This window comes from Hyalangium versicolor (assembly GCF_020103695.1).
Taxonomy (GTDB): domain Bacteria; phylum Myxococcota; class Myxococcia; order Myxococcales; family Myxococcaceae; genus Hyalangium; species Hyalangium versicolor.
On record NZ_JAHXBF010000006.1, the window covers coordinates 237,660 to 259,417 of the forward strand.

The 21,758-nt window shown below is 67.4% G+C and carries 20 protein-coding genes; 8 read left to right on the forward strand and 12 right to left on the reverse strand.

Annotation, left to right across the window (positions count from 1 at the left end; translation table 11 throughout):
* Positions 1 to 72: 72 nt before the first annotated feature.
* Both KY501_RS14785 and KY501_RS14790 read right to left on the reverse strand, forming a co-directional pair.
* Entirely contained in the window at positions 73 to 1,539 is a 1,467-nt protein-coding gene (locus KY501_RS14785) for a serine/threonine-protein kinase (RefSeq protein ID WP_224363579.1), read from the reverse strand.
* A gap of 282 nt (positions 1,540 to 1,821) precedes the next feature.
* On the reverse strand, positions 1,822 to 2,916 hold the full coding sequence (locus tag KY501_RS14790) for a DNA ligase (protein ID WP_224363580.1): 1,095 nt from the start codon (positions 2,914 to 2,916) through the stop codon (positions 1,822 to 1,824).
* Positions 2,917 to 3,097: 181 nt separating this feature from the next.
* Between KY501_RS14790 and KY501_RS14795 the strand changes: the two genes are divergently transcribed.
* The gene (locus KY501_RS14795; RefSeq protein ID WP_224363581.1) at positions 3,098 to 3,583 is read left to right on the forward strand and encodes a gluconokinase; all 486 of its coding nucleotides are present in this window, start codon (positions 3,098 to 3,100) and stop codon (positions 3,581 to 3,583) included.
* Between the two features lie 14 nt (positions 3,584 to 3,597).
* Here the strand turns inward: KY501_RS14795 and KY501_RS14800 are convergent, their stop codons facing one another.
* Positions 3,598 to 4,224 (reverse strand): phenylalanine--tRNA ligase beta subunit-related protein, encoded by a 627-nt coding sequence (locus KY501_RS14800; RefSeq protein ID WP_224363582.1) that lies wholly within the window; start codon positions 4,222 to 4,224, stop codon positions 3,598 to 3,600.
* A gap of 26 nt (positions 4,225 to 4,250) precedes the next feature.
* Positions 4,251 to 5,693, reverse strand: a complete 1,443-nt coding sequence (locus KY501_RS14805; protein WP_224363583.1) for an aldehyde dehydrogenase family protein — start codon at positions 5,691 to 5,693, stop codon at positions 4,251 to 4,253.
* Between the two features lie 290 nt (positions 5,694 to 5,983).
* Here KY501_RS14805 and KY501_RS14810 point away from each other — a divergent pair, with 290 nt between their 5' ends.
* Together KY501_RS14810 and KY501_RS14815 are read left to right on the forward strand one after the other, a co-directional pair.
* Positions 5,984 to 6,400 (forward strand): DUF1801 domain-containing protein, encoded by a 417-nt coding sequence (locus tag KY501_RS14810; protein ID WP_224363584.1) that lies wholly within the window; start codon positions 5,984 to 5,986, stop codon positions 6,398 to 6,400.
* 107 nt (positions 6,401 to 6,507) lie between these two features.
* Positions 6,508 to 7,554, forward strand: a complete 1,047-nt coding sequence (locus KY501_RS14815) for a hypothetical protein (protein ID WP_224363585.1) — start codon at positions 6,508 to 6,510, stop codon at positions 7,552 to 7,554.
* A 6-nt stretch (positions 7,555 to 7,560) separates the two neighbouring features.
* Here the strand turns inward: KY501_RS14815 and KY501_RS14820 are convergent, their stop codons facing one another.
* The gene (locus tag KY501_RS14820) at positions 7,561 to 8,241 is read right to left on the reverse strand and encodes a TetR/AcrR family transcriptional regulator (protein ID WP_373691607.1); all 681 of its coding nucleotides are present in this window, start codon (positions 8,239 to 8,241) and stop codon (positions 7,561 to 7,563) included.
* Positions 8,242 to 8,349: 108 nt separating this feature from the next.
* Between KY501_RS14820 and KY501_RS14825 the strand changes: the two genes are divergently transcribed.
* Complete coding sequence (locus tag KY501_RS14825) at positions 8,350 to 8,955, forward strand: phospholipase D-like domain-containing protein (RefSeq protein WP_224363887.1); 606 nt, start codon at positions 8,350 to 8,352, stop codon at positions 8,953 to 8,955.
* Between the two features lie 17 nt (positions 8,956 to 8,972).
* Positions 8,973 to 9,581: a glutathione S-transferase family protein gene (locus tag KY501_RS14830; RefSeq protein ID WP_224363587.1), complete on the forward strand. Its 609-nt coding sequence runs from the start codon at positions 8,973 to 8,975 to the stop codon at positions 9,579 to 9,581.
* Between the two features lie 6 nt (positions 9,582 to 9,587).
* Here the strand turns inward: KY501_RS14830 and KY501_RS14835 are convergent, their stop codons facing one another.
* The 3 genes from KY501_RS14835 to KY501_RS14845 form a co-directional block, all read right to left on the reverse strand.
* Positions 9,588 to 10,295: a helix-turn-helix domain-containing protein gene (locus KY501_RS14835; RefSeq protein WP_224363888.1), complete on the reverse strand. Its 708-nt coding sequence runs from the start codon at positions 10,293 to 10,295 to the stop codon at positions 9,588 to 9,590.
* Positions 10,296 to 10,375: 80 nt separating this feature from the next.
* The gene (locus KY501_RS14840; protein WP_224363588.1) at positions 10,376 to 11,275 is read right to left on the reverse strand and encodes a fatty acid desaturase family protein; all 900 of its coding nucleotides are present in this window, start codon (positions 11,273 to 11,275) and stop codon (positions 10,376 to 10,378) included.
* 133 nt (positions 11,276 to 11,408) lie between these two features.
* On the reverse strand, positions 11,409 to 11,765 hold the full coding sequence (locus KY501_RS14845; protein ID WP_224363589.1) for a helix-turn-helix domain-containing protein: 357 nt from the start codon (positions 11,763 to 11,765) through the stop codon (positions 11,409 to 11,411).
* 930 nt (positions 11,766 to 12,695) lie between these two features.
* Between KY501_RS14845 and KY501_RS14850 the strand changes: the two genes are divergently transcribed.
* From KY501_RS14850 to KY501_RS14860, 3 genes are read left to right on the forward strand one after another with little or no spacing between them, the layout of a single operon-like run.
* The gene (locus KY501_RS14850) at positions 12,696 to 14,558 is read left to right on the forward strand and encodes a HEAT repeat domain-containing protein (RefSeq protein WP_224363590.1); all 1,863 of its coding nucleotides are present in this window, start codon (positions 12,696 to 12,698) and stop codon (positions 14,556 to 14,558) included.
* 40 nt (positions 14,559 to 14,598) lie between these two features.
* Positions 14,599 to 15,546 carry a ParA family protein gene (locus KY501_RS14855; protein WP_224363591.1) on the forward strand — a complete coding sequence of 316 codons (948 nt, stop codon included), beginning with the start codon at positions 14,599 to 14,601 and terminating at the stop codon, positions 15,544 to 15,546.
* 38 nt (positions 15,547 to 15,584) lie between these two features.
* Entirely contained in the window at positions 15,585 to 16,775 is a 1,191-nt protein-coding gene (locus KY501_RS14860; protein WP_224363592.1) for an extensin-like protein, read from the forward strand.
* Between the two features lie 21 nt (positions 16,776 to 16,796).
* Here KY501_RS14860 and KY501_RS14865 read toward each other — a convergent pair whose 3' ends face one another.
* From KY501_RS14865 to KY501_RS14880, 4 genes are all read right to left on the reverse strand, one after another.
* Complete coding sequence (locus tag KY501_RS14865) at positions 16,797 to 17,771, reverse strand: dioxygenase family protein (protein ID WP_224363593.1); 975 nt, start codon at positions 17,769 to 17,771, stop codon at positions 16,797 to 16,799.
* Positions 17,772 to 17,927: 156 nt separating this feature from the next.
* Entirely contained in the window at positions 17,928 to 20,063 is a 2,136-nt protein-coding gene (locus KY501_RS14870; RefSeq protein WP_224363594.1) for an alkaline phosphatase D family protein, read from the reverse strand.
* A gap of 129 nt (positions 20,064 to 20,192) precedes the next feature.
* Entirely contained in the window at positions 20,193 to 21,197 is a 1,005-nt protein-coding gene (locus KY501_RS14875; RefSeq protein WP_224363595.1) for a M48 family metalloprotease, read from the reverse strand.
* The gene (locus tag KY501_RS14880; protein WP_224363596.1) at positions 21,194 to 21,754 is read right to left on the reverse strand and encodes an SH3 domain-containing protein; all 561 of its coding nucleotides are present in this window, start codon (positions 21,752 to 21,754) and stop codon (positions 21,194 to 21,196) included. The genes KY501_RS14875 and KY501_RS14880 overlap by 4 nt, the downstream gene beginning before the upstream one ends.
* Positions 21,755 to 21,758 lie beyond the last annotated feature (4 nt).

Here is a 21,758-nt window from a genome sequence, read left to right on the forward strand (position 1 = left end):
TTGCTCCCTCTCCCCGCGTTGAGAAGGTGACGTTTCCATCCACGAGGGTGGATGGGAGCCGACACTGCCCTACTAGAGGACGCAGTCCTGAGTCACGGGCACGGGCGTGGAGGGCAGCGCACGCGCGGGACGCAGCCTTCGCACGTGCTCTCGGAGCTGGGCCGAGGGGTTGATGAACTGCAACCCGACGCCCGGGGACATGCTCCATGTCTGGGCCTGCACCGAGTCCACGTGCCGGACCACCTCGCCCACGCACTCCACGGGCTGGCCGTCGAGAATCAGCGTGAATGCCAACTGGGTGAAGAGCTGGGGGAAGGGCTCGGAGCAGCACAGGAAGAGCCCGCCCCGGCTCAGTTCGGTGCACTGCACCGTCACCTCACCGGCTCCATTGCGGCGGCGTACGCGGGCCTCCCATGTTGGGGGGGCCTGGAGCTCCGTTCGTGGCAGGTGCGCGCGGGGAACGCGCAGGGACACGGTGGGAGAGGGTATCGGAGTGCTCGCGCGCAGGGCCTCGGGGATGGGCGAGGGCGCGGGCACGGCCCGGGAGCGTGTCGAGGCGCTCATCGCCGCTTCCATGGCCTGCTTGAACTCGAGCGCGTGAGCGAAGCGCTCCGAGGGGCTGCGTGCCAGCGCGCGCAGCACCGTCTCCGAGAACGCCTGGGGAATGCACGGGTTGAGCGTGTGCGGCGGCACCGGGCCTGGGGCCGTGGGAGATAGGACGATCTCCGCCACCTGGCCGCGCGGATATGGCAGCCGCCCCGTGGCCATGAGGTAGGCCGTGACCCCGAGCGCATAGATGTCCGCGCGCCCATCCACCGGTTGCCCCGTCCACTGCTCCGGAGCCATGTACGCCGGAGTGCCCAGTACCGTCCCCACGGCGGTGAGCTTCGCGTTCATCGAGTCGCGCGCCTTGGCCACGCCGAAGTCCAGCACCTTCAGCGAGGGGCGCTCAGCCCCGTCGCGCCGCACCACGAAGAGGTTGTCCGGCTTCAAATCCCTGTGCACCACGCCCGCGTTGTGCGCGGCCTCGAGCGCCTCACAGGCCCGGGCCAGCAGGTGCGTGAGCAGGGCCGGCTCCAGCGGCCGGGGAAGCTGTGACAGCGGCTCTCCCTCCAGGTACTCCATGACGAAGTAGTGGAGCCCGCCCGGGGCCTCGTTGATGTCGAAGATGCGGACGATGTTCGGGTGGCCCACCACGTTCACCGTCTTCGCCTCGGCGTAGAAGCGCGCGCGCAGGGCTGAGTCCTGGCTCAGGTGCGGGTGCAGCACCTTGAGCGCCACCCGCGCGCCAATGCGCGTCTGCTCCGCCTGATACACCGTGCCCATGCCCCCCGAGCCGAGCCGCCGCACCACGCGGTAGTACCCGAGCGTCTGGCCCACCAGATCCAACGCGGGCGCGGGCACGCGCGGGGCCTTGGGGGTGGGAGCAGGCTGGGGCCGTGCGGGGCTCACGGGGGTGATCTGGCCTGATTGGCTCCAGTGCACGTTTCCGCACAGCACATCGTCGGCATGTTCGGAGAGACAGAGCTCGCAGCGCATGGGGGTCGGAGAACCTGGATAAGGGGGATCAACCCGATGCCCTGCAAGACATGTGCTTCGTCTCGAAATGTACGAGACGTAGAATCCGAGCGGATGGCGCCTCGCTGCGCACGGAGGTTCGCGGCATTGCGGTGACAGACGGTGGACAGGCCCACTCCGTCACCTGAGGTGAGACACCATTTCGTTCAATGGACGATCTGTTGTTCTTTCCATCTCGTTCGATGGAGGACGGAGCCCGAGCCCCTCTTTCGGGGAAGAAGGGGCAGTGGGAGGCGCGATGCGTCAGGTGCGCTTGCGCTTGCCCTGGGACTCCCAGGGCTCCGCGTCGATGCGCACGCCCACGTACGAGGGGAAGCGAGGCACGCCGTCGTTGGAGAGTTCCTGGTAGCGGAAGGTGATGATGCTGCCGAGGGCGGGCGGGTTACCGCGCTCTGCGTCTGACAGACCCGTACCCACCGAGAAGCGGGTGCCGTTGCGCAGCTCCACCTCGAGTGCTCCGAGCCGGCCCTTGTGCCGGCCCGCGCCGGGCTGGTGGCCGATGACGCGCGCCTCGTCATCCTTGAAGCTCTTCACCTTCAGCAGCGTGTGCGAACGGCCCACCTCATAGCGCGAGCCCGGCTGACGCAGCATGAGGCCCTCGCCACCGAGCCCCTCCACGCGCGCCAATTCCGAGCGCAGGTGATCCACACCCTGGCAGGTCTCGTGCGGGAGCCACTCGGCATAGGGCGGAGCCACGTCGTCCACATATTGCTGGACGTGGGCGATGCGCTCCTCGAAGGGAGCGTCCAGCGCGGGGGCGTCGAAAATGACGAAGGCCAGCTCCTTCCAGTCATCACTCATGTCCTGCCGGCGGACGATGCTCACGGTGCGCTGGAACTTCTTGCGCCCGCCGAAGAGCTCTCCGTCGAGGGGGTGGTCCGGCAGCTTCTCGGTGAACCAGTCCGGCGCGTAGAAGGGGTTGCCCTGGCGCGAGAGGAAGCGCGTCCCATCCCAGTAGGCGCGCACACCATCAAGCTTCTCGCTCATCCACCAGCCGGTGAGGTCCGTGTCATTCTCCCACGAGTGGGCCAGGAGCACCGGAGGGGCCTTGCCGTCGCTCGCGGCCGTGCTGGCACGCTTGGAGGTGGCCGCCCGGTTGGTGGCGCGGTTGGGAGCGTTGGCCGCGGCCCGGGAGGCCGCCGCGCCGATGCGAGCGTCCTCGGCCTCATCGCCGCGAATTTTGCGCAGGTGCTTGCAGGTTCTGCGCTCGATGGGTTCGGACTGGTTGCGCCAGGCCGGGCACGAGCACGAATACACACCACCGGTGTTCTTCAGGATGTACGGCTTGGCGCCCGAGCCTTTGACTTCGACCTGGCCGCCATTTGGGATATCAGCCACGCGTTTGAACCCCTCACAACGCCGCGATGCTGTCGCGGCGACGAGGTGAATCGTATCCGGCAGGTCTGACGTGGACGGAGGACCTGAGAGGGCGGGTCAACGGTAGCCCTCCTCGAGGGTAGCGGCGGCGGGGGAGATGCCTCACCATGGGTGCAGGCGAAGCGAGCAGGGGAGCAGACACGTGGTGATCATCCTCATGGGAGTGTCAGGGGCTGGGAAGACGACGATTGGCAAGGCGTTGGCCCGGGCGCTGGGATGGCGCTTCCTGGAGGGAGATGACTTCCACCCTCCCCAGAACGTGGCGAAGATGGCCACGGGCATCCCGCTGACGGACGAGGACCGTGCGCCCTGGCTCGCGCGGCTCCGGGAGCTGATCTCCGAGACCCTGGCGCGCGGCGAGGACGCGGTGCTGGCGTGCTCGGCGCTCAAGCAGAGCTACCGCGAGCAGTTGACGGTGGATCCGGCGCGGGTGCGGTGGGTGTACCTGTGGGCGCCGCGAGAGGTGATTGCCGGCCGGTTGGCGGGCCGCGTGGGGCACTTCATGCCGGTGAGTCTGCTTGACAGCCAGTTCCAGGTGCTGGAGGTGCCCCAGGAGGCGGTGCCGGTGGACGTGACGCCTGGGCCCGATGAGGTGGTGGCGACGATTCGCGCCAGGCTGGGGCTATAGGTTCAGTGGCGTGCTCAGGGAACGCGCTCCACGGTGGCGCCCAGGCGCTCGAGCAATTCGCGGTACCACGCGAAGGCCCGCGCGGTCCGGTCTCCCAGTGTCTTTGCGCCCCAGATGATGGTGAGGGTGCGGCGGGTGTCCGCGTTCGTCTTCGTGCGCTGCGCGTCCTTCACAGCGTTGGCGCACGGGCCGTCCGCGTCGAAGAGGCACAGCAGCCCGTCCAGGTCGATGGTCTGTCCGGAGGCATTGAAGACGTACTGCGAGCCGGCCGGGGCGATGCCCAGGCGGAAGGGCGCCTTGGCCCGGTCGAGGTCCACCACGCTGATGGGCAGTCCGCTGTGCAGGGAGACGGCGTTGCAGATGTCCACCGCGGCGTTGATGGAGCCCAGGGAGCCGTCTCCGGCGGCGCGTACGAGGTACTCCGAGGCGGGCTTGCCTCGGCCGGTGGGCTTGTAGCCGCCGTGGCGCAGCAGGTCGCGGACGACGCCGCGCACGGTGTCATCGCTCGAGAGCGGTGCGGGGGCGTCCAGCTTCAGGAACGCCGTGAGCCATTCGGGCGAGGGCAGGGAGGACATCGGCCCTGGCAGGGTGGTGGTGAAGGCCAGGGCATCCAGCAGGGGGTGGGGGTCGATGGTGAGCACGGGGGGCACTCTACGGTGCTCGCGGGCTATTCGAAGAGCCGACTGGCGAGCCGGGCGAGCTGTTTGGCCTTGCCCGTGTAGGGAGGGAAGAAGAACTGCGCCAGCGATGCGCGCCCCTGGCGGAGCACCGCGCGGGCGTGGCTGAGCTCTCGGAAGCCCACCTCGCCGTGGTAGGCGCCCACGCCGCTCTGGCCCACTCCGCCGAAGGGCAGGGCTGGGTTGACGAAGTGGAGCACGACATTGTTCACCACGGTTCCGCCAGCGGAGGTCTGCCGCAGCAGCCGCTCCACCGTCTCCTCGTCCTGGCTGAAGATGTACATGGCCAGGGGCTTGCCGCCCGCGCGGATGGTGTCCACAACCGTCTCGAGCCGCTCGTAGCGCAACACCGGCAACACGGGGCCGAAGATCTCCTCCTCCATGATGGGAGCCTCGGGCGTCACATCGGCAAGCATCGTGGGAGAGATGTAGCGGCTGTCCGAGTCCACCACTCCGCCCGTCACCACTCGGCCGCCCTGGGCCACCGTGCGGTCCAGCAGCTTGCTCACGCGGGAGAAGGCCGAATCATCTATCAGCCGGCACAGGTCCGGGCTCGCGCGCCGGGCCTCTTCGGTCTTGCCGTAGAAACGCTCCAGCGCATCCTTCGCCGCGGCGAGGAAGGCTTCCTCCCTGGATGCGTGCACGAAGATGTAGTCCGGCGCGATGCACGTCTGCCCTGCGTTGAGGAACTTGCCCCAGACGACGCGCTCGGCTGCTGCCTTCACGTCCGCCGTTGCATCCACCACCACCGGGGACTTGCCGCCGAGTTCCAGCGTGACTCCGGACAGGTGCCGGGCTGCTGCCGCCATCACCTTCTGGCCCACGCGCGGTCCACCCGTGAAGAAGAAGTGATCGAAGGGAAGCTGCAGCAGCGCTTCGCCCACCTCGGGGCCTCCCTGTACGGCTGTCACCTCGGAGGGATCGAACGTGTCGCGTACGAGCTCTGCGAGAAAGGCGGCCGTGTGCGGGGTCTTCTCGCTGGGCTTGAGCATCACGCAGTTGCCGGCGGCCACGGCCGTGAGCAGTGGGGCGATGGCCAGGGCGAACGGGTAGTTCCACGGAGCGACGACCAACACCACGCCCTTGGGTTCGTAGCGCACCTCGCTGCGGGTGCCGGCGAGCAGCAGTGGCGTCTCCATCCGTTGCGGCTTCATCCACGACTTGAGGTACTTCATCGTGTGCGCCAGCTCCATGAGGACCGGGAGCACTTCGGTGCTCTCGGCCTCGGCCTGGGGCTTGCGGAAGTCGGCATAAAGGGCGTCCGCGAGCGCCTGCCGCCGAGCGAGGATGTTCGCCTTGAGGCGCTCGAGCCGCGCGAGGCGCTCCCTGGCGGTCGTCTGGGCCTGTTCCCAGCGGCGTGCCTGGAGGCGCTCGAAGGCTTCCTGCAGCGGTTGCTGCGTCCCCGAAACTTCGTCCGTCCTCACGAGGCGCATGGCCTGCTCTCCTGTTTTTTCGGGCCCCCAACGCCTGGAGGGGTCCTCGTCTTCCCGTGCGAGCCACCTACTTGAGCCAACGACGCGGGGGGACGGCAAGCCCCTTCCGCCCGTCCCCGTCCTTCTCTGGACCAACACGTCCTACTGGGGGGAACTCATGGCCACGGGCGTGAGGTTCTTGCACGGCTGCATGCCCGGGAGCAGGGTGGGCAGCGGCTCAGGCTGGCGGAGGCCTCCCAGCGCCGCGGGATGGTAGAGGAAAATTCGCAGTTCTTTGGAAGGAGCGCTCCGTGGCCGAACTGAAGACGAAGAAGACTGCCGCCAGCGTCGAGGATTTTCTCGCGAAGGTCAGCCCCGAGAAGAAGCGGAAGGACGCGCTCGCCCTGTGTGAGCTCATGAAGAAGGTGTCGAAGTGCGAGCCCAGGATGTGGGGCGCAGGCATCATCGGGTTCGGGGACTATCGTTACCAATACGCGAGCGGTCGCGAGGGCGACTGGTTCGTGGTGGGGTTCTCGCCCCGGAAGCAGAACTTCGCGCTCTACATCATGCCGGGAGTGGACGCCTACGAGGCCCTGGTCACCAAGCTCGGGAAGTACAAGACGGGCAAGTCGTGCCTCTACATCAACGCGCTCGAGGACGTCGACGTCGCGACCTTGAGCAAGATCATCCAGAAGGCTGTCGCGGACACGAAGAAGCGGCACGCCTGACGTGCCACGTGTTGTCGTGGGCCGACTCCTGGGGTAGGGTGGCTTCGGCGTGGCAGAGGGAGCATACCCCTGCGAGGAGTCAGACGTGCCGGGTAGGGTGCAGCGTCATGCCATCCATGCAGCACGAGGGGCTCCTGCTCCTATTTCGAAACCGTCCGACACTGGCTCCCAAGCTGATGCGCGATGTGCTGGGGTTGGAACTGCCTCCTTATTCCGAAGCTCGGGTGGAGTCTGCCGAGCTGACCGAAGTGGTACCGACTGAGTACCGCGCGGACCTCGTCGTTCTGCTGTTGGAGGGCACGCCAGTCTTCGCCATCGTGGTGGAGGTGCAGCTGTCGCGAGATGAGGACAAGCGGAAGACGTGGCCGCTGTATTTGACAAGCCTGCGCTCGCGAGTGGGATGTCCCACGGCACTGTTGGTGGTCGCGCCGGATGAGGCAATGGCTCGGTGGTGCGCACAGCCCATCCCGCTGGGCCACCCGGAGTTCGTGCTTCGGCCCCTGGTAGTGGGGCCCGATGCCATCCCTGTGCTCGTTGACGAGCAGCAGGCGCGCAGGGACCCGGAGCTGGCGGTGCTGTCAGCTCTGGCACACGGGCACGAAGCGGTGGGGCAGGCCATTGCCCAGACGGTGATGGCGGCCGTGGCGGGGCTTGAAGCCGAGCGGGTCCGCCTTTACGTTGATCTGGCCTTGTCCTCGCTCAGCGAGGCGGCCCGTCGATCCTTGGAGGCACTGATGCGGAGTGGCAACTACGAGTATCAGAGCGAGTTTGCGCGCGAGTTCGTGGCCAAGGGGCTCCAAGAGGGACTTCAGAAGGGGCGCGAGGAGGGGCGCGAGGAGGGACGTGAGGAGGGACGTGAGGAGGGACGTGAGGAGGGACGTGAGGAAGGGAGGCAGGAAGGGCGCCACGAGGGCGAGCGGACCGCTCTGTTCGAGGTGCTCGATGCCCGAGGTTTCGAGGTAGACGAGGCTGTCCGACAGCAGATCCTGGACTGTACCGACCAGGACCAGCTCAAGAGCTGGCTACGCAAGGCAGTGACCGTCGAGTCCGTGCAAGAGCTCTTCTCCAAAGTGGCCGCTTCCAAGCCCGATGCAAGCAAGGCCGGCAAGCAAGGCCGGACTACGAAGGCTTCCAAGTCCCGCTCCAAACGGTGACGCCGTTCAGCGGGTCTCGAGCCCATGTAGCAGCGTCGTCAGCGCGTCCGTCAGTTCCTGTGTGAAGTCCACACGCAGCAGTGCCATGTGTGGCAGGTCCATCACCTCGCGCATGGCTGGAGCCACGTCCGCCATCTGCCGCAGCCCCGTGACCAGCGCTTGCAGGTGGATGAAGAAGCGTGCGCCCTCGCCCGGTCTCAAGAACTCCAGCCGCTGCTCCAGCAACTCCCCCGTGCTCACCGTCGACTCCAGCAACCGCTCCTTGAAGCCCCGGACCTGCTCCGAATCGACGTTCTGCTCCAGCACCGGTTGCCGCAGCGCCAGCAGCCGCGTCAGCGTCTCGTGTCCCTCCAGAGATTCGGCCACGGTGCGCGCCAGCTGTGGTCCCGTCCACTGCTCCTCTCCACCACCCAGCAACCCCTCCAGCTTTTCGAGCCAGGCGAAGAGCAACTCCTCAAGCAGCGCCAGGAACAGCGCCTCCTTCGTGGGGAAGTAGAGGAATACCGTCCCCTTGGCGAGCCTTGCCCGCTCCGCCACATCCGCCACTTTCACCGCTTCGTAGGAGGTGGCCGAGTAGAGCGCCAGCGCTCCATCCAGGATGACCCGCCGCCGCGCCTCCTTGTCCTCCTCCTTCCGCGCCCGCCGCCGCAGCGGACGCTTCGTCTTCGCCATCCCGTTACTGACCATGAGTCATGCGTAGGTGACTCGAGGTCAGTCGTCAATGACCCTGGGTCATTTCTTCGTAAACCCGCAGACTCGCTGTGGGAGGTAAATGTGCGATAGTGTGGGCTCATGATGCGAACCCTTGAAGCGGAGCTGCTCCAGGGCCGCGCGCTCTATCGCGAGGTGGTGCTGGCCAAGCTGGCGCATGCGCGCGAGTCGGTATGGATCGCCACGGCCAATGTGAAGGCGATGCTCGTGGAGCAGGGAGGCCGCTTCGCTCCGGTGCTGGAGCTGTTCGAGACGCTGGCGAAGCGCGGAGTGGCACTGCGGTTGCTGCACGCGGAGCTGCCCAGCCGCCCGTTCCGCGAGGCCTTCGATGCGAGCGAGCGGCTGGTGCGCGGAGGCCTGGAGCTGAAGGTCTGTCCGCGGGTGCACTTCAAGACGGTGCTGGTGGACGGAGCCTGGGCCTACCTGGGCAGCGCCAACCTCACGGGGGCGGGCCTGGGCGCCAAGGGTGAGGACACGCGCAACTTCGAGTTGGGCTTCGTCACCGAGGACTTCGACGTCATCGACCGGGTGACGGCCCTCTACGAGGCCGTGTGGAGCGGCGCGGAATGCCGAGGGTGTCGGTTGCGCAGTGTCTGCCCGGATCCGATCTTGCCCCCGGGCGCGCGAACGGAGAAGAAGGCATCGCGCGACCGCATCCGCCTGGGCCACGCCCGGCGCCTGCGGCGCTGACCTCTCTGGAGATCCAAATGAAGCTCTATTTCCATCCGCAGTCCCGTTCCACGCGTATCCGTTGGATCCTCGAGGAGCTCGGCATCCCCTACGAACTGGCGCCGGTGGACTTGCTGAAGGGCGAGCAGAAGGAGCCCGCCTATCTGAAGGTGCACCCGATGGGCCAGCTGCCGGCCATCGAGGACAGCGGATGTCCCCTCTTCGAATCCGCCGCCATCATCATGCAGCTAGCGGACAAGTACCCCGAGAAGGGGCTGGCTCCCGCGGTGGGTACGCAAGAGCGCGGCGAATACTACCAGTGGATCCTTTTCGCGATGACCGAGGCCGAGCCTCCCCTCATCACCATCGTGCAGAACACCCGCTTCCTTTCGGAGGCGGACCGTTCTCCCGCCGCCGTCGACCGTGCCACCAAGCGCTTCAAGGCCGTGGCCGCGGTGCTGGAGGAGCGCATGAAGGGCCGTGACTTCATCGTCGGCAACAAGTTCTCCGCCGCCGACGTGGTGCTTGGCGGCGTGCTCTTCTTCGCCAGCAGGGTGGGGCAGCTCGGCGATGACACGCCCACGCTGAAGGCCACGCTGGAGCGCCTCATGGCGCGCCCGGCCGCGAAGAAGGGCTACGGCGGATAGGCCGCGCTACTTGCCAGGCGGGCTCTCCTGTGGGGACGGCGGCGCCTTGCGCTGCTGGTCCCTCCAGTTGCTCGGAGAATCGCCCACCAGCTTCCGGAACAGGCTGCTGAAGTGCTGCAGCGAGGCGCACCCCACCTCGACCGCCACCGCCGTCAGCTTCATGTCCGTCTCCAGCAGCAGCTGCTGCGCGGTGCGCACCTGCACCGCGTTCAACTCCGCCTGGAAGGACGTGCCCGCCTCCTTCAGCCTCCGCTGGAGCGTGCGCTCGGACATGCCCATCTCTCGCGCCGTGTCTGCCAGGCTCGCCTCCACCAGCTTGGGGCGCAGCACCCGGTGCAATTGCAGCAACAGCGGGGACTGTCCCGTCGCCTCCATCACCAGCTGATTCAGCTCTGATTGCAGCGCCGCCGCCTTGGCCTCCTGCACACCCAGCCACGAGAGCGCCTCGTTCGACTCCGTGAACACCCGGCTGGGGTAACGCGGGCTCAGCAGGCTGTAGAACCCACCCACCACCGCGCCGATGATGCCCTCTGGCCGCACCAGCGCCTGCCGCTGCACCGAGGCCGCGAAGTCCTCCTCCCGCTGCCGCATGTAGTTCACGAAGAGCCCGAAGGCCGACGGATCCGGAGACTCCAGCCGCCGCAAGTCCACCAGCGAGCGGTGCGGCGCATGCGGCGTGCGCTCCACGTCCAGCACCTCGATGAGGCGCCGGATGAAGGGCTCGTCCGGACGTTGCCACGCGATGAACCCGCACAGGTCCGCCGAGGCGTACCAGTGCAGGAACCCGTCGCCGATCAGGTAACGGCCGATGGGGTCCCGGAGGTAATCGTCGACTCCGTCTGCCGATCGCACGGCTCGGCAGAATAGCTCCGGATCACCCGCGCCACGAACAACGGATTGATCGGAGAGAGCGAGGTTTGCAGTGTTGGACGAACGCGTGCCGACGCCGCCAGCTCCCGGGTGGCCGTCGGCAGTTCCTGCCACGGCACCTGCGGCCAGAAGTGGTGCGCCTGATGGTAGCCCGCGTTGAAGAAAAAGAAGTTATAGAACTTCGAGGTCGACGTCACGCCCAGAGAGTCCCGGCGGCTCGAATCCGACTCGAAGTGCGCGGCCAGGTTGAGCCAGAAGATGCTCACCTGCCCTACCAGCAGCATGCCGAAGAAGGACAGTCCCAGCGCCGGCTCCCAGAAGAGCAGCCCCAGCAGCACCCCATCCACCACCACGAAGTCCAGCACCAGCTCCAACCGGTGGGTGCGCGTCTTCGTCGCCCGCCACACGTTGGCCACCAGCTCCCACGGCCAGAACCACTGCTTCAGCGTGTTGCGCAGCAGATAGTGTACTACGCCTTCGCTCGGTAGCCGCTGCCCCCAGTCCCCGGGCCCGTCGTTGTACTTGTGGTGGTTGAAGTGGAACAGGTAGTAGCCCCGGTACGGGAAGCCACAGGACAGTCCCAGCGTCCGCGACACCACCCACTTGAGCACCCGCGGCTTCGCGATGGGCACATGCATGTGGTTGTGCAGCACGGAGTAGTTCCAGAACAGCACGGCCCAGCCCAACGCCAACATCCCCAACCGGCCTGACCAGCTCAGCTGGTCCCAACTCCATACGAAGGCGGGGAACCAGCCCCACCACAGCGCATGCACGGCAAGGCTCGGCAGGTCCAGCGAGGGCGACGTCGTCTGGGGGGGGCGCATGGAGGCGATGTACGCCTCGGACGCCCCAGGTCGCTTCTTTCCATGCGCCAAGAAGTTGCGAAAAGGCGAAAAATCTCCGGCGCGCGGGCGCCCCTTCCTCGGGCGTGCTCACGAGGAAGCGGGCGGCCTCGGCTCAGCGGATGGCGCCCGCCACCTGGCTGATGAGGCGCAGCTGGGCCGGCTCGAGCCGACGCAGCGTGCGCAGCACCCGCCGCACCTCGGGACGCTCCCCATACTCCGGCGGGTCCTCGGCCACCGCCACCGGCTTATCCGCCGAGGCGACTCCGAGCAGCACGTCCGAAGAGCAGTTGAGCACCAGGCACAGCCTGCGCAGCGTCTTCACGCTGGGCAGCATGTGGCCTCGCTCCAACCGTCCATACACTTCCGTGGCGATGCCGACGCGCTCCGCCACGTCGGCTTGAGTCAAATCCAAGCGCTGCCGTGCGGCTCGCACGGAGGCTCCAATGATGCCTGCCAGTCGCTGTTCCATGGCTTCTGACACCTGAGAAGAAGGGCGTTGACCCTCGTCGCCGCGACACGCGTCGTCGAGGGAGTCGTCGCTCGTTGTGAGCGACGGCGTAAGAGGGACATTACGGAGGGCGTCTGACATCCCAGGATCCTCGTAGCCGCCCTGGGAAGACCTTCCGCGCACACCGGACGCGCACACCCCGTGCCGTCCCAGTGCCGCGCCGTGCACAGTTCAACCCGTGCCGTCGTGAACAGGCGCCGAGGCCGATTTCTCGGCTCCGGATCCGCCCGCGGAATGATCAACCCATGGCGTTGGAAACGTGTTCCGAGTCGGTTCCCCGAACCCGGATCAACTTGGTGGACGATCAACGCATTCCATCACGAAACCCTTCCGAGGCCGATTTTCCGGCTCCGGAGCCCCTTTTCACTGCTGAGTCTGTGGGCTCTGTCGGCGCTGATCAACCCTGCCTGATGGGATGGCCGGGCAGCATGGCGAGCGCCTCGTGGCGCGCGAGAATGATCCGCTCCGCCATGGTGGATCTGATCATTCGACGCGCGACGCCGTGCGCGGGTCGCCGCGAGGTTCACGGCGCAGCCGTCCTTCCACGGTGGCTCCCGGTCTGTCCGAAACTTCACCCAAGCGCACGGGCCGCTAGTGGGAAGTGCTTAGGACCCCAGAGCAGGGTCCCAGGCGAGGGGCCGAGCCCATGTCTGGAGGTACACCCCTGCCATTCGCGTCTGGGGCCGAAAAATCGGCCCGCGCGGCGTTGTCAATGGGCTTGGGGTCCGATCAGAAAAAAGCCCCAGCTATTTCGGGGGTTTACCTGCCACGAGGGTCTGACATAAGGTCCCGCCCCGATGCCACAGGTGGTCAGAGGTGTCCGCAGGAGGAGGCCCCCACCGAAAGCACCCAGCGCCTTGAGCGCCTTGACGGTGGAGGGCTGTTCAGGCCGTGAGTGATGAGCGTCCGGACGCGCTGCTCAAGAGCGCACTCGAAAAGATCGTCTACTTCGAGGCTCGTGCGGATCAGCTCCACCATGAGCTGGAAGCCGCCCGGAAGGATGGCGAGCGGCTCAAGCGCGAGCTGGCCGAGACGGGGCAGCGCGAGATCGTCCTGAGGCGTGAGCTTGCGGAGTTGGAGGTGCGCCTCAACCGCTCTCAGGCCGAGCGCGACGAGCTGGCCCGTGTCAACTCGGCGCTGCGAGGCGAGCGCACCCAGCTCATGGGCAAGCTGCTCGATGCCAGCCGCATCCGCACCGCGGACCAGGTGCCCGAGGATGATGCGGACAATGACCTGGGCATCGACCTGGCCTCGTTCATCTCGCAGCTTCGGAGTGAAGTGCTGACCCGGCCGGAGGGAGCGTCCACGCCCTCCATGTCCGTGGAGGCGCCGGTCGCTCGGAGTACTCCTACTCCCGTGGCGGTGAAGCCCCTCTCCGAGCGGCCTCCTCCGCCCGTGCCCGATGAGGACGAGCCCCTGTTCCACGTGGGCTCGCCTGGCTTCGCGATGGCCATGGCGTCGGCGCCCAAGGCGGCCTCGGTGACGGGAGCGTCGCCCGTGGTGCAGCAGGCGCAGAGGTTCTTCTATGAGGGCCGGCTTGGCGTGAGCCCACAGCAACTCGCCGAGCTGTCCGGACACGTAGGCCCCGCGGGCAGCGCCGACGAGACGCTGTTCGGCTTCTCCGTGCGAGAGCTGTCCGCCGCCGACCCCGCCGCGCGCATCCGTGCCGCCGAGCGCCTCAAGGCCCTGGCCCAGCCCGCCGCCGCGCCCGCGCTGGCCACCGCGCTGCACGCGGAGACGGATCCCTCCGTTCAGGTGGCGCTCATCCAGGCCTTCGCGGGGCTGTGCCGGGAGCAGGGCGCATCCGTCGTCTCTCCGCTGCTGGCCTCGCCGGTGGCCGAGGTTCGCATCTCCGCGCTGAAGGCCCTGCTCTCGCTGGCTCCCGATGACGCCGCGCCTCACCTGGCCCAGGCGATGAAGGATCCGGACCGGGCCGTGCGCCGCCGCGCCTCGCTGCTGGCGCTGGGCCTGGAGGGAGATGCGGCGCGACGGCTCGGCGAGGAGGCCATCCACGACACCGACCCCGAGGTGCGCAGCCTCGCCGCTCTCGCGCTGGGAGCCGCCAGTGGTGAGGGGGCCCGGACGCTGCTGCTCGATGCGCTCCTGGACTCCGAGGTTCGTGTGCGCAAGTCCGCCGCGCAGAGCCTCTCGCGCATCCTCGGTCATGATGTGTCTGCCGTGGTGAAGATGGACGAGCCGCAGCGCAGGCGAGAGGTCCGCCGGCTCGCCACGCTGCCCGCGCAGCCGGTGCGTGCATCGCTGGCTCCACCGCCGCCTCCGCGTCGCGCTCCCGTCGAGCTGGCTCCCGCGGCTCCCGCCGCCGTGCGCGCTCCGGCCCAGACCGTGGCCGCGAAGACCGTAGCCGCGCTGCAGGTGCCGGCTGCTCCGGTGGCCCCGACCGCTTCTCCCGCGCAACCGGCTCCCGCCCCGGCGGTGACGCTCGCGCGCTCTGTTCCCGCCTCCGCCCCCGAGCGCTCCGGTTCCGCCCGTGTGGCCCTGGCCGCCATGGGAACCCGGCCCGCGTCTCCACCCGCGCCCGCGCCGAGCACTCCCGCTGCTCGCCCCGGACCGTCGCCCGTGGAGGCACTTTGCTCCTCGTTCATGGCGGACATCCGCGCGGCCATCCGGGGCCGCTCGCTTGGAGAGTTGACGACCGCGCTCTCGGCACCGGTGGAACTGGCCCAGGAGGCCCTGACTCTCCTTCTTGCCCGGGGGGCTGTGATACGGCGGGGGCACAAATACTTCGCGGCATGAGGCGAGGTGCGCGCCCCGCGCGTTCAACGAAGGGTTTTCGATGGAAGCTCCAATCTACAGCGCCAAGCAGGTAGCCGAGATGCTCGGCGTGTCTCCCAAGGAGCTCTCCGAGGCGCTGAAGAAGGACGACTACACCCCGGATGACCTGTGGGAGCTGCGCGCCACGCTGCAGAAGTACCCCGACGTCATCAGCCACCGCCGCCAGCTGTTCCTCAACTTCAAGGGCGGTACGGGCAAGACGTCCCTGTCCACCTCCTATGCGTGGCGGCTGGCCGAATTGGGCTACGCGGTGCTCCTGGTGGATCTCGACAGCCAGGGCCACGCCACCAAGTGCCTGGGCTACGAAGGCGAGGACTTCCCCAAGACGCTCCAGGACGTGCTGGTCCGCAAGACGCCCCTGGCCCAGGTCATCCAGAAGTCCACCCTGCCGAACCTGGACTTCGTGCCCTCCAACCTGAGCATGTCCACGGTGGACCTGTCGCTCATGCCCATGGCCGGGCGCGAGTTCAAGCTGCGCAATGCCCTCAGGGAGGTAGAGGCCCAGTACGACGTCATCGTCTTTGATGCGCCTCCCTCCTTCGGTCTGCTCAACCTCAACGCGCTCATGGCGGCCAATGACTTGTTCGTCCCGGTGCTCGCCGACTTCCTGTCCTTCCATGGGCTGAAGCTGCTCTTCGAGACCGTGCAGAGCCTGGAGGAGGATCTCCAGCACGTGCTGGACCACGTCTTCATCGTGGTGAATTCCTTCAACGCCACGTTCAAGCTGGCCAAGGAGGCGCTCGAGGCGCTGCAGACGCACTACCCCGAGTACCTGCTGCCCACCATCATCCGGCAGTGCACCAAGTTCGCGCAGGCCTCCAGCGAGGGCCGCCCCGTGTTCGTCGCCGACCCGACCTCCAAGGGCGCTACCGACATCCAGGCGCTCATCAACCACGTGCTCCCGCAAATGGCCGCCGCCGCGCCCAAGGCCGGCTCGAAGGCCAGCTGACCTTCTCACTCCTTTCCTCCACCGCACCCTTTCCGCTTATGAAGAAAGCCTTCGAACAGAACGTGTCCCGCGCCAAGCCGAGAGTCCGCCTCGGTGCGCTGACGGGTCTCCTGGAGACTCCCGAGTCCGCCGAGTCCGGGGAGGCCGCCGAGTCCGTGGCCGAGGCCGCTCCCGTCGCCGAGGCTTCCGCGCCCGCTCCCGCCGACCTCTCCGCCGAGGTGCGAGCCCGCATCGAGCGTTCCCGCGCGCCGCGTCCCACCGCCGCCGAGGCCGTGAGCGCAGCCCTGCGCTCTCCGCTGTCCCAGAGCGAGGCGCATGCGATGGCCGCTGTGCACCAGGAAGTCTTCGGTGCCACCGCCGATGCCCCGCGCGTGACGGCCGTGGAGCCCGAGCCCGTCGGCGCTGCCTCGTTCACCGCGCCCGCCGAGGCGGCTGCACCGGCCGCGGTGATGGCACCCGTGGCGCCGCCGGTGGTTCATGCGGCTCCTGCTCCGATGGTCACGCCGATGGCACATGGAAATGCTCCGGCGACGGAGGTGGAGGTGCAGACGCCGCCCTCGCCCCATGAGGAGATGGCTCCGGAGGCCCGCCGCGAGCGGCTCAAGGAGCGCCTCAAGGCCGTGCGAGAGAACCCGCGCCCCGAGCCGCTCCCGGCGTCCGTGTCCGAGGCGGGGATGCGCGCGGTGGAGCGCATCAACGCGCTTCAAGGCGAGCTGAACCGGCTGAAGGCGCTCAACCTATCGCTGACGCAGGAGCTGGAGGCCGCGCGGCGGCAGTCGGAGAAGGCGACGGAGGAAGCGCGCCTGCGCATGGATGAGGCGCGTCGGCTGGCCGCGGAGATGGAGGGCCGGGTGAAGCTCCTGGGCGACCTGGAGCGCGAGCTGGCGGCGCTGGAGGGCGAGCGGGACGAGGCGCTGCTGTCGCTCCAGGAGTCACGGCAGGCGCTGCAGGCCTCCAGCACGGAGCGCGCGGCGCTGGAAGAGGAAGTGGCCCAGGGCAAGAAGGCACTGGCCGACAGCCTCTCCGAGGAGGAGCGGCTCGCCACGGAGCTGGAGGGTGCCAAGGATGAGGCCTCCTCCCTGCGACGAGCCGTGGAGACGCTCCGGAGCGAGCGGGACGTGCTCGCCCAGCAGGTGGCGGCACTGACCGCCGAACGCGCCGAGCTGCTCGATGCGCGCAAGGCGCTGGAGGCCGTGCACCGCGCCCTCAGCCAGGCCACGGTGCGCTGAAGCTCGCCGTCAGCCCCTTCCTCACGGAGGCGGGGGCATGCCGCCGTCGAAGCCAGGCGGAGGTCCCATTCCTCCATCGAAGCCCGGCGGAGGGCCACCGCCACCCCCACCGCTGCCCCCCGGCACGTTGCACAGCGTGTCGGAGAGAGACGAGCGGATGACCAGCGTCTTCCAGGCCAGCATCGCGCCATCCGCCATGCGCTGCGTCTGGAACAGGTAGTCGCCCACGCTGCTCGCGGAGATCACCGTGTCGGTCGAGTTCGTCGTGTCGCGCGGCCCCCGCGCGTTGTAGAGCGGCTGGGTATTGACGATCTCGTCGTTCAGCGTGTCGTCGAAGAAGAGCTGCGACGTGACGTACTCGCTGCCGTTCACGCGAATCGTGAAGTGGATGTGGATGGTCCGGCTGCTGTACCAGCCCGGGAAACACGTGTCGAAGTCCACCCGGCCGTTCGCATCGGTCGTCTGCACTCCGCGAAACCACCGCGCGGAGGTGGCCGAAGGATCATCCGCGGTGCAGAACGTGCTGGCGTCCTCACCCGAGTAGAGCCCCTCCGGCGCCGCGTGCCAGATGTCCACCTCGGCGCCCGGGATGGGCTTGCAATTCGTGTCCACCACGAGCAACGCCATGCGCACGGGCAGGCCGTTGTGTCCCTCGCTGATGTCCTTGCGGACGAGCGTGTTCGCATAGCAGGGGCCCAGTGTCGCCGCGCACGTCAGCGCGCACACCGTGCCGATACCCGAGGCAAACGGATCCGCGTAGCTGCCCGTCATCACCGCCGTGCCTCCGGTGGCCCATGCTGTCGCATCCGTTCCCGCATCGGGTGTGCCTCCCGCATCCGGCGTGTCGGTCCCGTCACCGGGGTTCTCGTCATCGCCCGAAGAGCAGGCAAGGAGCTTGCCGAGCGGTGCGACCGCCAATGCCATGCCGATGCCGCGGAGAATCCTGCGGCGCGTCACTTGCTCAGGTGTGGGGTGGTTCTTGTCGTCTTGGCTCATGGTCGGTTCCTTTGGAATCGAACTTCGAGAGCCAATGTCTCAAGCGGTTCTTAAGCACCCCTGACACGGAGGTTGCGGAGTGTTTCGAGTGAAGGATCCCTCACTCCGCGTTTGGGCGGCACGGCGCGAGAACCGTGCCACCCTGGCAACCATCGCTCAGCCGGAGATGATGGCGCCGTTCCGCACGTGGACCGTCTGCGTGGTGAACTGCCCCCGGAGTTCCTCCGCCGTCCGGCGCGAGTAGTCCTTGTGCACCTCGGTGCTGGGGATGAAGTGGTAGGTCGCCACCGCCTCATCCGCCTTCACCTCGAGCACCACGAAGCCATGGCTGTCCGTCTTGTTGACGGCGAGGGCGGGGTTGGCTTCCTTCAGGGTTTTGTCGGTGTCGACCGCGATGTAGCGATAGATGGCACTGCCTTCCGAGAAGCCCGCCCCCATCACCGCCGTGCCCGCCTCCTCCTGGATGGCGCTGGACGAGATGGCCGGGGCCGTCAGTGTGGGCACTCCCTCCTCCACGGACGCGAACGCGGCGTGGATGTCTCCGGAGATGACGAGCGGGTTGCTCACGTTGTTCTTCAGGTACGTGAGCAGCTCCTTCTTCTTCGTCGGGAAGCCGTCCCACTGGTCCGTGGTGAAGTAGTAGCGCTGGCGCAGCGAGGTGTCCGGGATGTCTGTCTTGTTGCTCAGGTCCAGGACCAGCGAAGAGAACGACACCGAGCTGACGATGACCTTCCAGGTGTTGGTGGCCTTCAGCTTGTCCTTGAACCAGGCCTCCTGTGCGGTGCCCAGCACGTTCTCACTGGCCGTCTGCGTGGCCAGGTAGCGGACGTACGAGTACAGGTCATACGTGTCCTTCACCACGATGTTCCGCACGCCGCGCTGGTCGAACAGGCCCAGCTTGCCCATGTGCACGAAGGCCACGCCTCGGGGCTTGTTGGCCGGTGACACCACGAGCCCCGAGGCCGGAGCCCCCGCCGCCGCCAGCAATTGGTTGACGTAGGCCAGCGCCAGGTTGCCCTTCACCCAGATGTCCGCCTTCGCCGTGGCCTCATCGGACGACAGCCCGGACTGTTGCGCGAGCGCGATGTACCCCAGCCGCAGAGCGCCCTTCACTTGCGCGTACTCCGGCGCGTCCACGTCGATGTACGAGAACAGGTCCGAGTTGAATGCGTCCGCGTAGCCCGTGGCCGCCAGCGTCGGCGCGTCGATGGCCACCGTTCCGGGGAAGGCATCCTCGGGGACGAGGTGATCGGGCCGGTATGTGCGGTAGTCCGTCACGATGAACCGTACGTGCTTGCCGAACTCGAAGTCCCGGTAGATGTGCGTATCGGGGTACTTCGGCTCGCTGTTCACGTCGATGACGCCCTGGGACGCGCCGGACGGATTGGCCTCGATCGGGAGGAACTCGAAGAAGGCCTGCTCCGCGTTGCGCCGCCGCTCGTCCTGACGCTCGGTGCGGCGCCCGTTCTCGTACGTGGCGTTCGAGCCCCAGCAATCGTTGGAGAACTCGTGGTCGTCCCACATGACGATGAACGGGTAGCGCTCGTGCAGCTTCTGGATGATGGGGTCGGCGCGCACCGTCTTGTAGATGTCCCGGTAGTTGGAGAGCGAGGCGGCCGCTCCGTACTGGAAGATGCCGCTGTGCTGCACCAACGCCGTCGTGGGCTCGGTGAATTGGATGCCGCGCAGGGTGTTCGTGGACTGGAAGGCCGGGTCGCCCGTCGTCTCGTAGATGTAGTCCCCGAGGAAGGCGATGAAGTCCAGGTCCGTGTCGAGCTGCAGCAGCCGCGCCCACGAGTTGTAGTAGCGGCCCACGTAGTCCTGGCAGCTGGCGAACACGAACTTCACCGGCACGTCATCGGTCGCGCTGGGCGCCGTCTTCGTTCGGCCCACCGGGGAGACGAACTTGTCGCCGCCGTTCTCGTGGATGAAGCGGTAGTAGTAGGTGGTGCGTGGCTGGAGGTTGGTGACCTTGATCTTGATGGCGTTGTCGTGAGTGGCCTGGGCCGTGAGGCCCTGCTGCTGGAGCACGAACGAGCCGAAGTTCTCGTCGGTGGAGACATCAAGGGACAGCGTGATGTCTCCGGCTTGCGCCGGGTTTATCGCGCGCGTCCACAGCACGACGCTGTTCGGGCGTGGCTCTCCCGAGGCTACTGACTGCGGGAAGTACGCACGGGACTTGTCCGACTGTGTATCGACCGTCGTCTCATCGTCGCTGCATCCAAACGCAGTCGTCGCCGCGACCGCGACGATAGACTGCAGGATGGTGCGACGGTGCATCTTCTGGGACACGCAATCCTCCAATCGGCCGGGCCTCCGGGCCAGCGGCGGCGGCAGCGTATCCCCCGCGACCTCGGAGCGGAAATCGCGGGCCCATGGCTCAGTGCGTCGTCACGCCTCGTCCCAGGAGCGAAGCGCGGTTCACTTCAGCGAGGCGAACGCCGGAGGCAGCGGGGGACTCACGAGCCCCTCCCGGTTGGAGGCGAAGTCGGAGAACTCCTGGTCAGAGCCCTTGTTCGCGTTCAGGAGCGCGACGAGCTTCTTCTTGCGGTCCGTGCTGCGTGGGTGGTGCGCGAAGAAGCCCCGGCTGTCGGGAATCCGCGAGAGGAAGGTGACGTACTCCATCGGATCGTAGCCGGCGGAGACGAGCATGCGGACCGCCTCCTCATCCGCGGCATACTCGTCCTCCTTGTCGAGGCCGCTGTTGGCCAGGTCTCCCACGAGGTCGTCCGCGAAGCTGCCCAGCAGGTCGACGTGGTGGTCCAGGTCCAGCTTTCCGTTCCACGTCTTCCGGAGCGAGTCGAGGCTCTCGGCCACCTTCGGAGAGAGCTGGCTGCCTCCCAGCGAAAGGATGTCCTTGCCGGCCTTGAGGAACGCCGCCTGCTTGCACTGCCGGACCTTGACCTTGGCGTACTGGTTGAGGACATGCCGCTGGGTGATGTGGGCGATCTCATGCGCGAGCACGCCCGCGAGCTGCGCCTCGTTGTCCACAGTCTGTAGGAGCTTGCGGGTGACGAAGACATAGCCGCCCGGCGTCGACAGTGCGTTGACCGCCTCGTCGTTCTGGAGGACGCCGAAGGTCCAGCGCAGTGTGGGCCGCGGGGACTGCGCACCCAGGTTCCGGCCCACCGTGTTGAGGTACACGAGGAGCGACTCGTTCGCCTTGCGATCGATCAGCCCCCCGCCCTGCTGCACCCAGTTGAGTGCCACGGCACCTCCCAGCGCGTACTCCTCTTCGATCGAGGGCTGGGTCTGGAGCTTCTCGCAATCGCTGGACTCGTCATTGGCGAGTTCGGCGCTCTGCGCCGGCTTGGGGTCGACGCCCGCCTTCTTGGCGACGTTTCCCATCGTCTTGGAGACGGCAGCGCAAGACAGCGCCAGCAGGCCGAGTCCCAGGACCGAAGTTCTCAGGAACATGCGAATCATTTGGCACCTCGCTTGGCCGTGGTGTCGCGCGGGCCGACCACCGGGAAGAGGTGAGCCTCCTGGGCATGCTTGGAGAGATCCTGGGGTTTGATGTCATCCGCGAGCTTCTCGAGCGCCTCGAGTTGATCCACGGCCTGCGAGAAGCCGGGAGTCTTCGCCCCCTTCTCCTTGCCATACGCGATGGCACCCTCGCTCAGGCCTCGCACCGCGGCGCCCGAGCTGGCCAGGGCCTTCATGTCCGCGCTGGGAGTCCCGTTCTTGGTCGTCAGTTCCATGTTGGGGGGCTTGGTGGAGAGGTTGGATTGGAAGACGACGCCCGCCGTCTTGCCGTCCACCTCCACGCGGTGCCACTGCTTGTCCTTCGCATCCGCGCCCAGCCACTTCACCTGCTGGCCGGGCTGCAGGACGGCCTTCACGGTGGTGCTGGGAGGCGGAGCCGCCATCAGCCGTGTGTTGCGCGCCTTCACGTACAAAGTGCCGTTCACTTCGACCGCCAGGGCCGCGCTCGCGGCACACAGGGCCAATGTGGCCATCAGCCAGCGTGCTCTCTTGTGCATCGCG

Bases quoted from the DNA above. Each gene is read 5' to 3' on its own strand.
- KY501_RS14785 (WP_224363579.1), bottom strand. From the start codon at position 1,539: ATGCGCTGCGAGCTCTGTCTCTCCGAACATGCCGACGATGTGCTGTGC.
- KY501_RS14805 (WP_224363583.1), bottom strand. From the start codon at position 5,693: ATGCGCCTCGTGAGGACGGACGAAGTTTCGGGGACGCAGCAACCGCTG.
- KY501_RS14815 (WP_224363585.1), top strand. From the start codon at position 6,508: ATGCCATCCATGCAGCACGAGGGGCTCCTGCTCCTATTTCGAAACCGT.
- KY501_RS14820 (WP_373691607.1), bottom strand. From the start codon at position 8,241: ATGGTCAGTAACGGGATGGCGAAGACGAAGCGTCCGCTGCGGCGGCGG.
- KY501_RS14825 (WP_224363887.1), top strand. From the start codon at position 8,350: ATGCGAACCCTTGAAGCGGAGCTGCTCCAGGGCCGCGCGCTCTATCGC.
- KY501_RS14830 (WP_224363587.1), top strand. From the start codon at position 8,973: ATGAAGCTCTATTTCCATCCGCAGTCCCGTTCCACGCGTATCCGTTGG.
- KY501_RS14840 (WP_224363588.1), bottom strand. From the start codon at position 11,275: ATGCGCCCCCCCCAGACGACGTCGCCCTCGCTGGACCTGCCGAGCCTT.
- KY501_RS14845 (WP_224363589.1), bottom strand. From the start codon at position 11,765: ATGGAACAGCGACTGGCAGGCATCATTGGAGCCTCCGTGCGAGCCGCA.
- KY501_RS14855 (WP_224363591.1), top strand. From the start codon at position 14,599: ATGGAAGCTCCAATCTACAGCGCCAAGCAGGTAGCCGAGATGCTCGGC.
- KY501_RS14860 (WP_224363592.1), top strand. From the start codon at position 15,585: ATGAAGAAAGCCTTCGAACAGAACGTGTCCCGCGCCAAGCCGAGAGTC.
- KY501_RS14865 (WP_224363593.1), bottom strand. From the start codon at position 17,771: ATGAGCCAAGACGACAAGAACCACCCCACACCTGAGCAAGTGACGCGC.
- KY501_RS14875 (WP_224363595.1), bottom strand. From the start codon at position 21,197: ATGATTCGCATGTTCCTGAGAACTTCGGTCCTGGGACTCGGCCTGCTG.
- KY501_RS14880 (WP_224363596.1), bottom strand. From the start codon at position 21,754: ATGCACAAGAGAGCACGCTGGCTGATGGCCACATTGGCCCTGTGTGCC.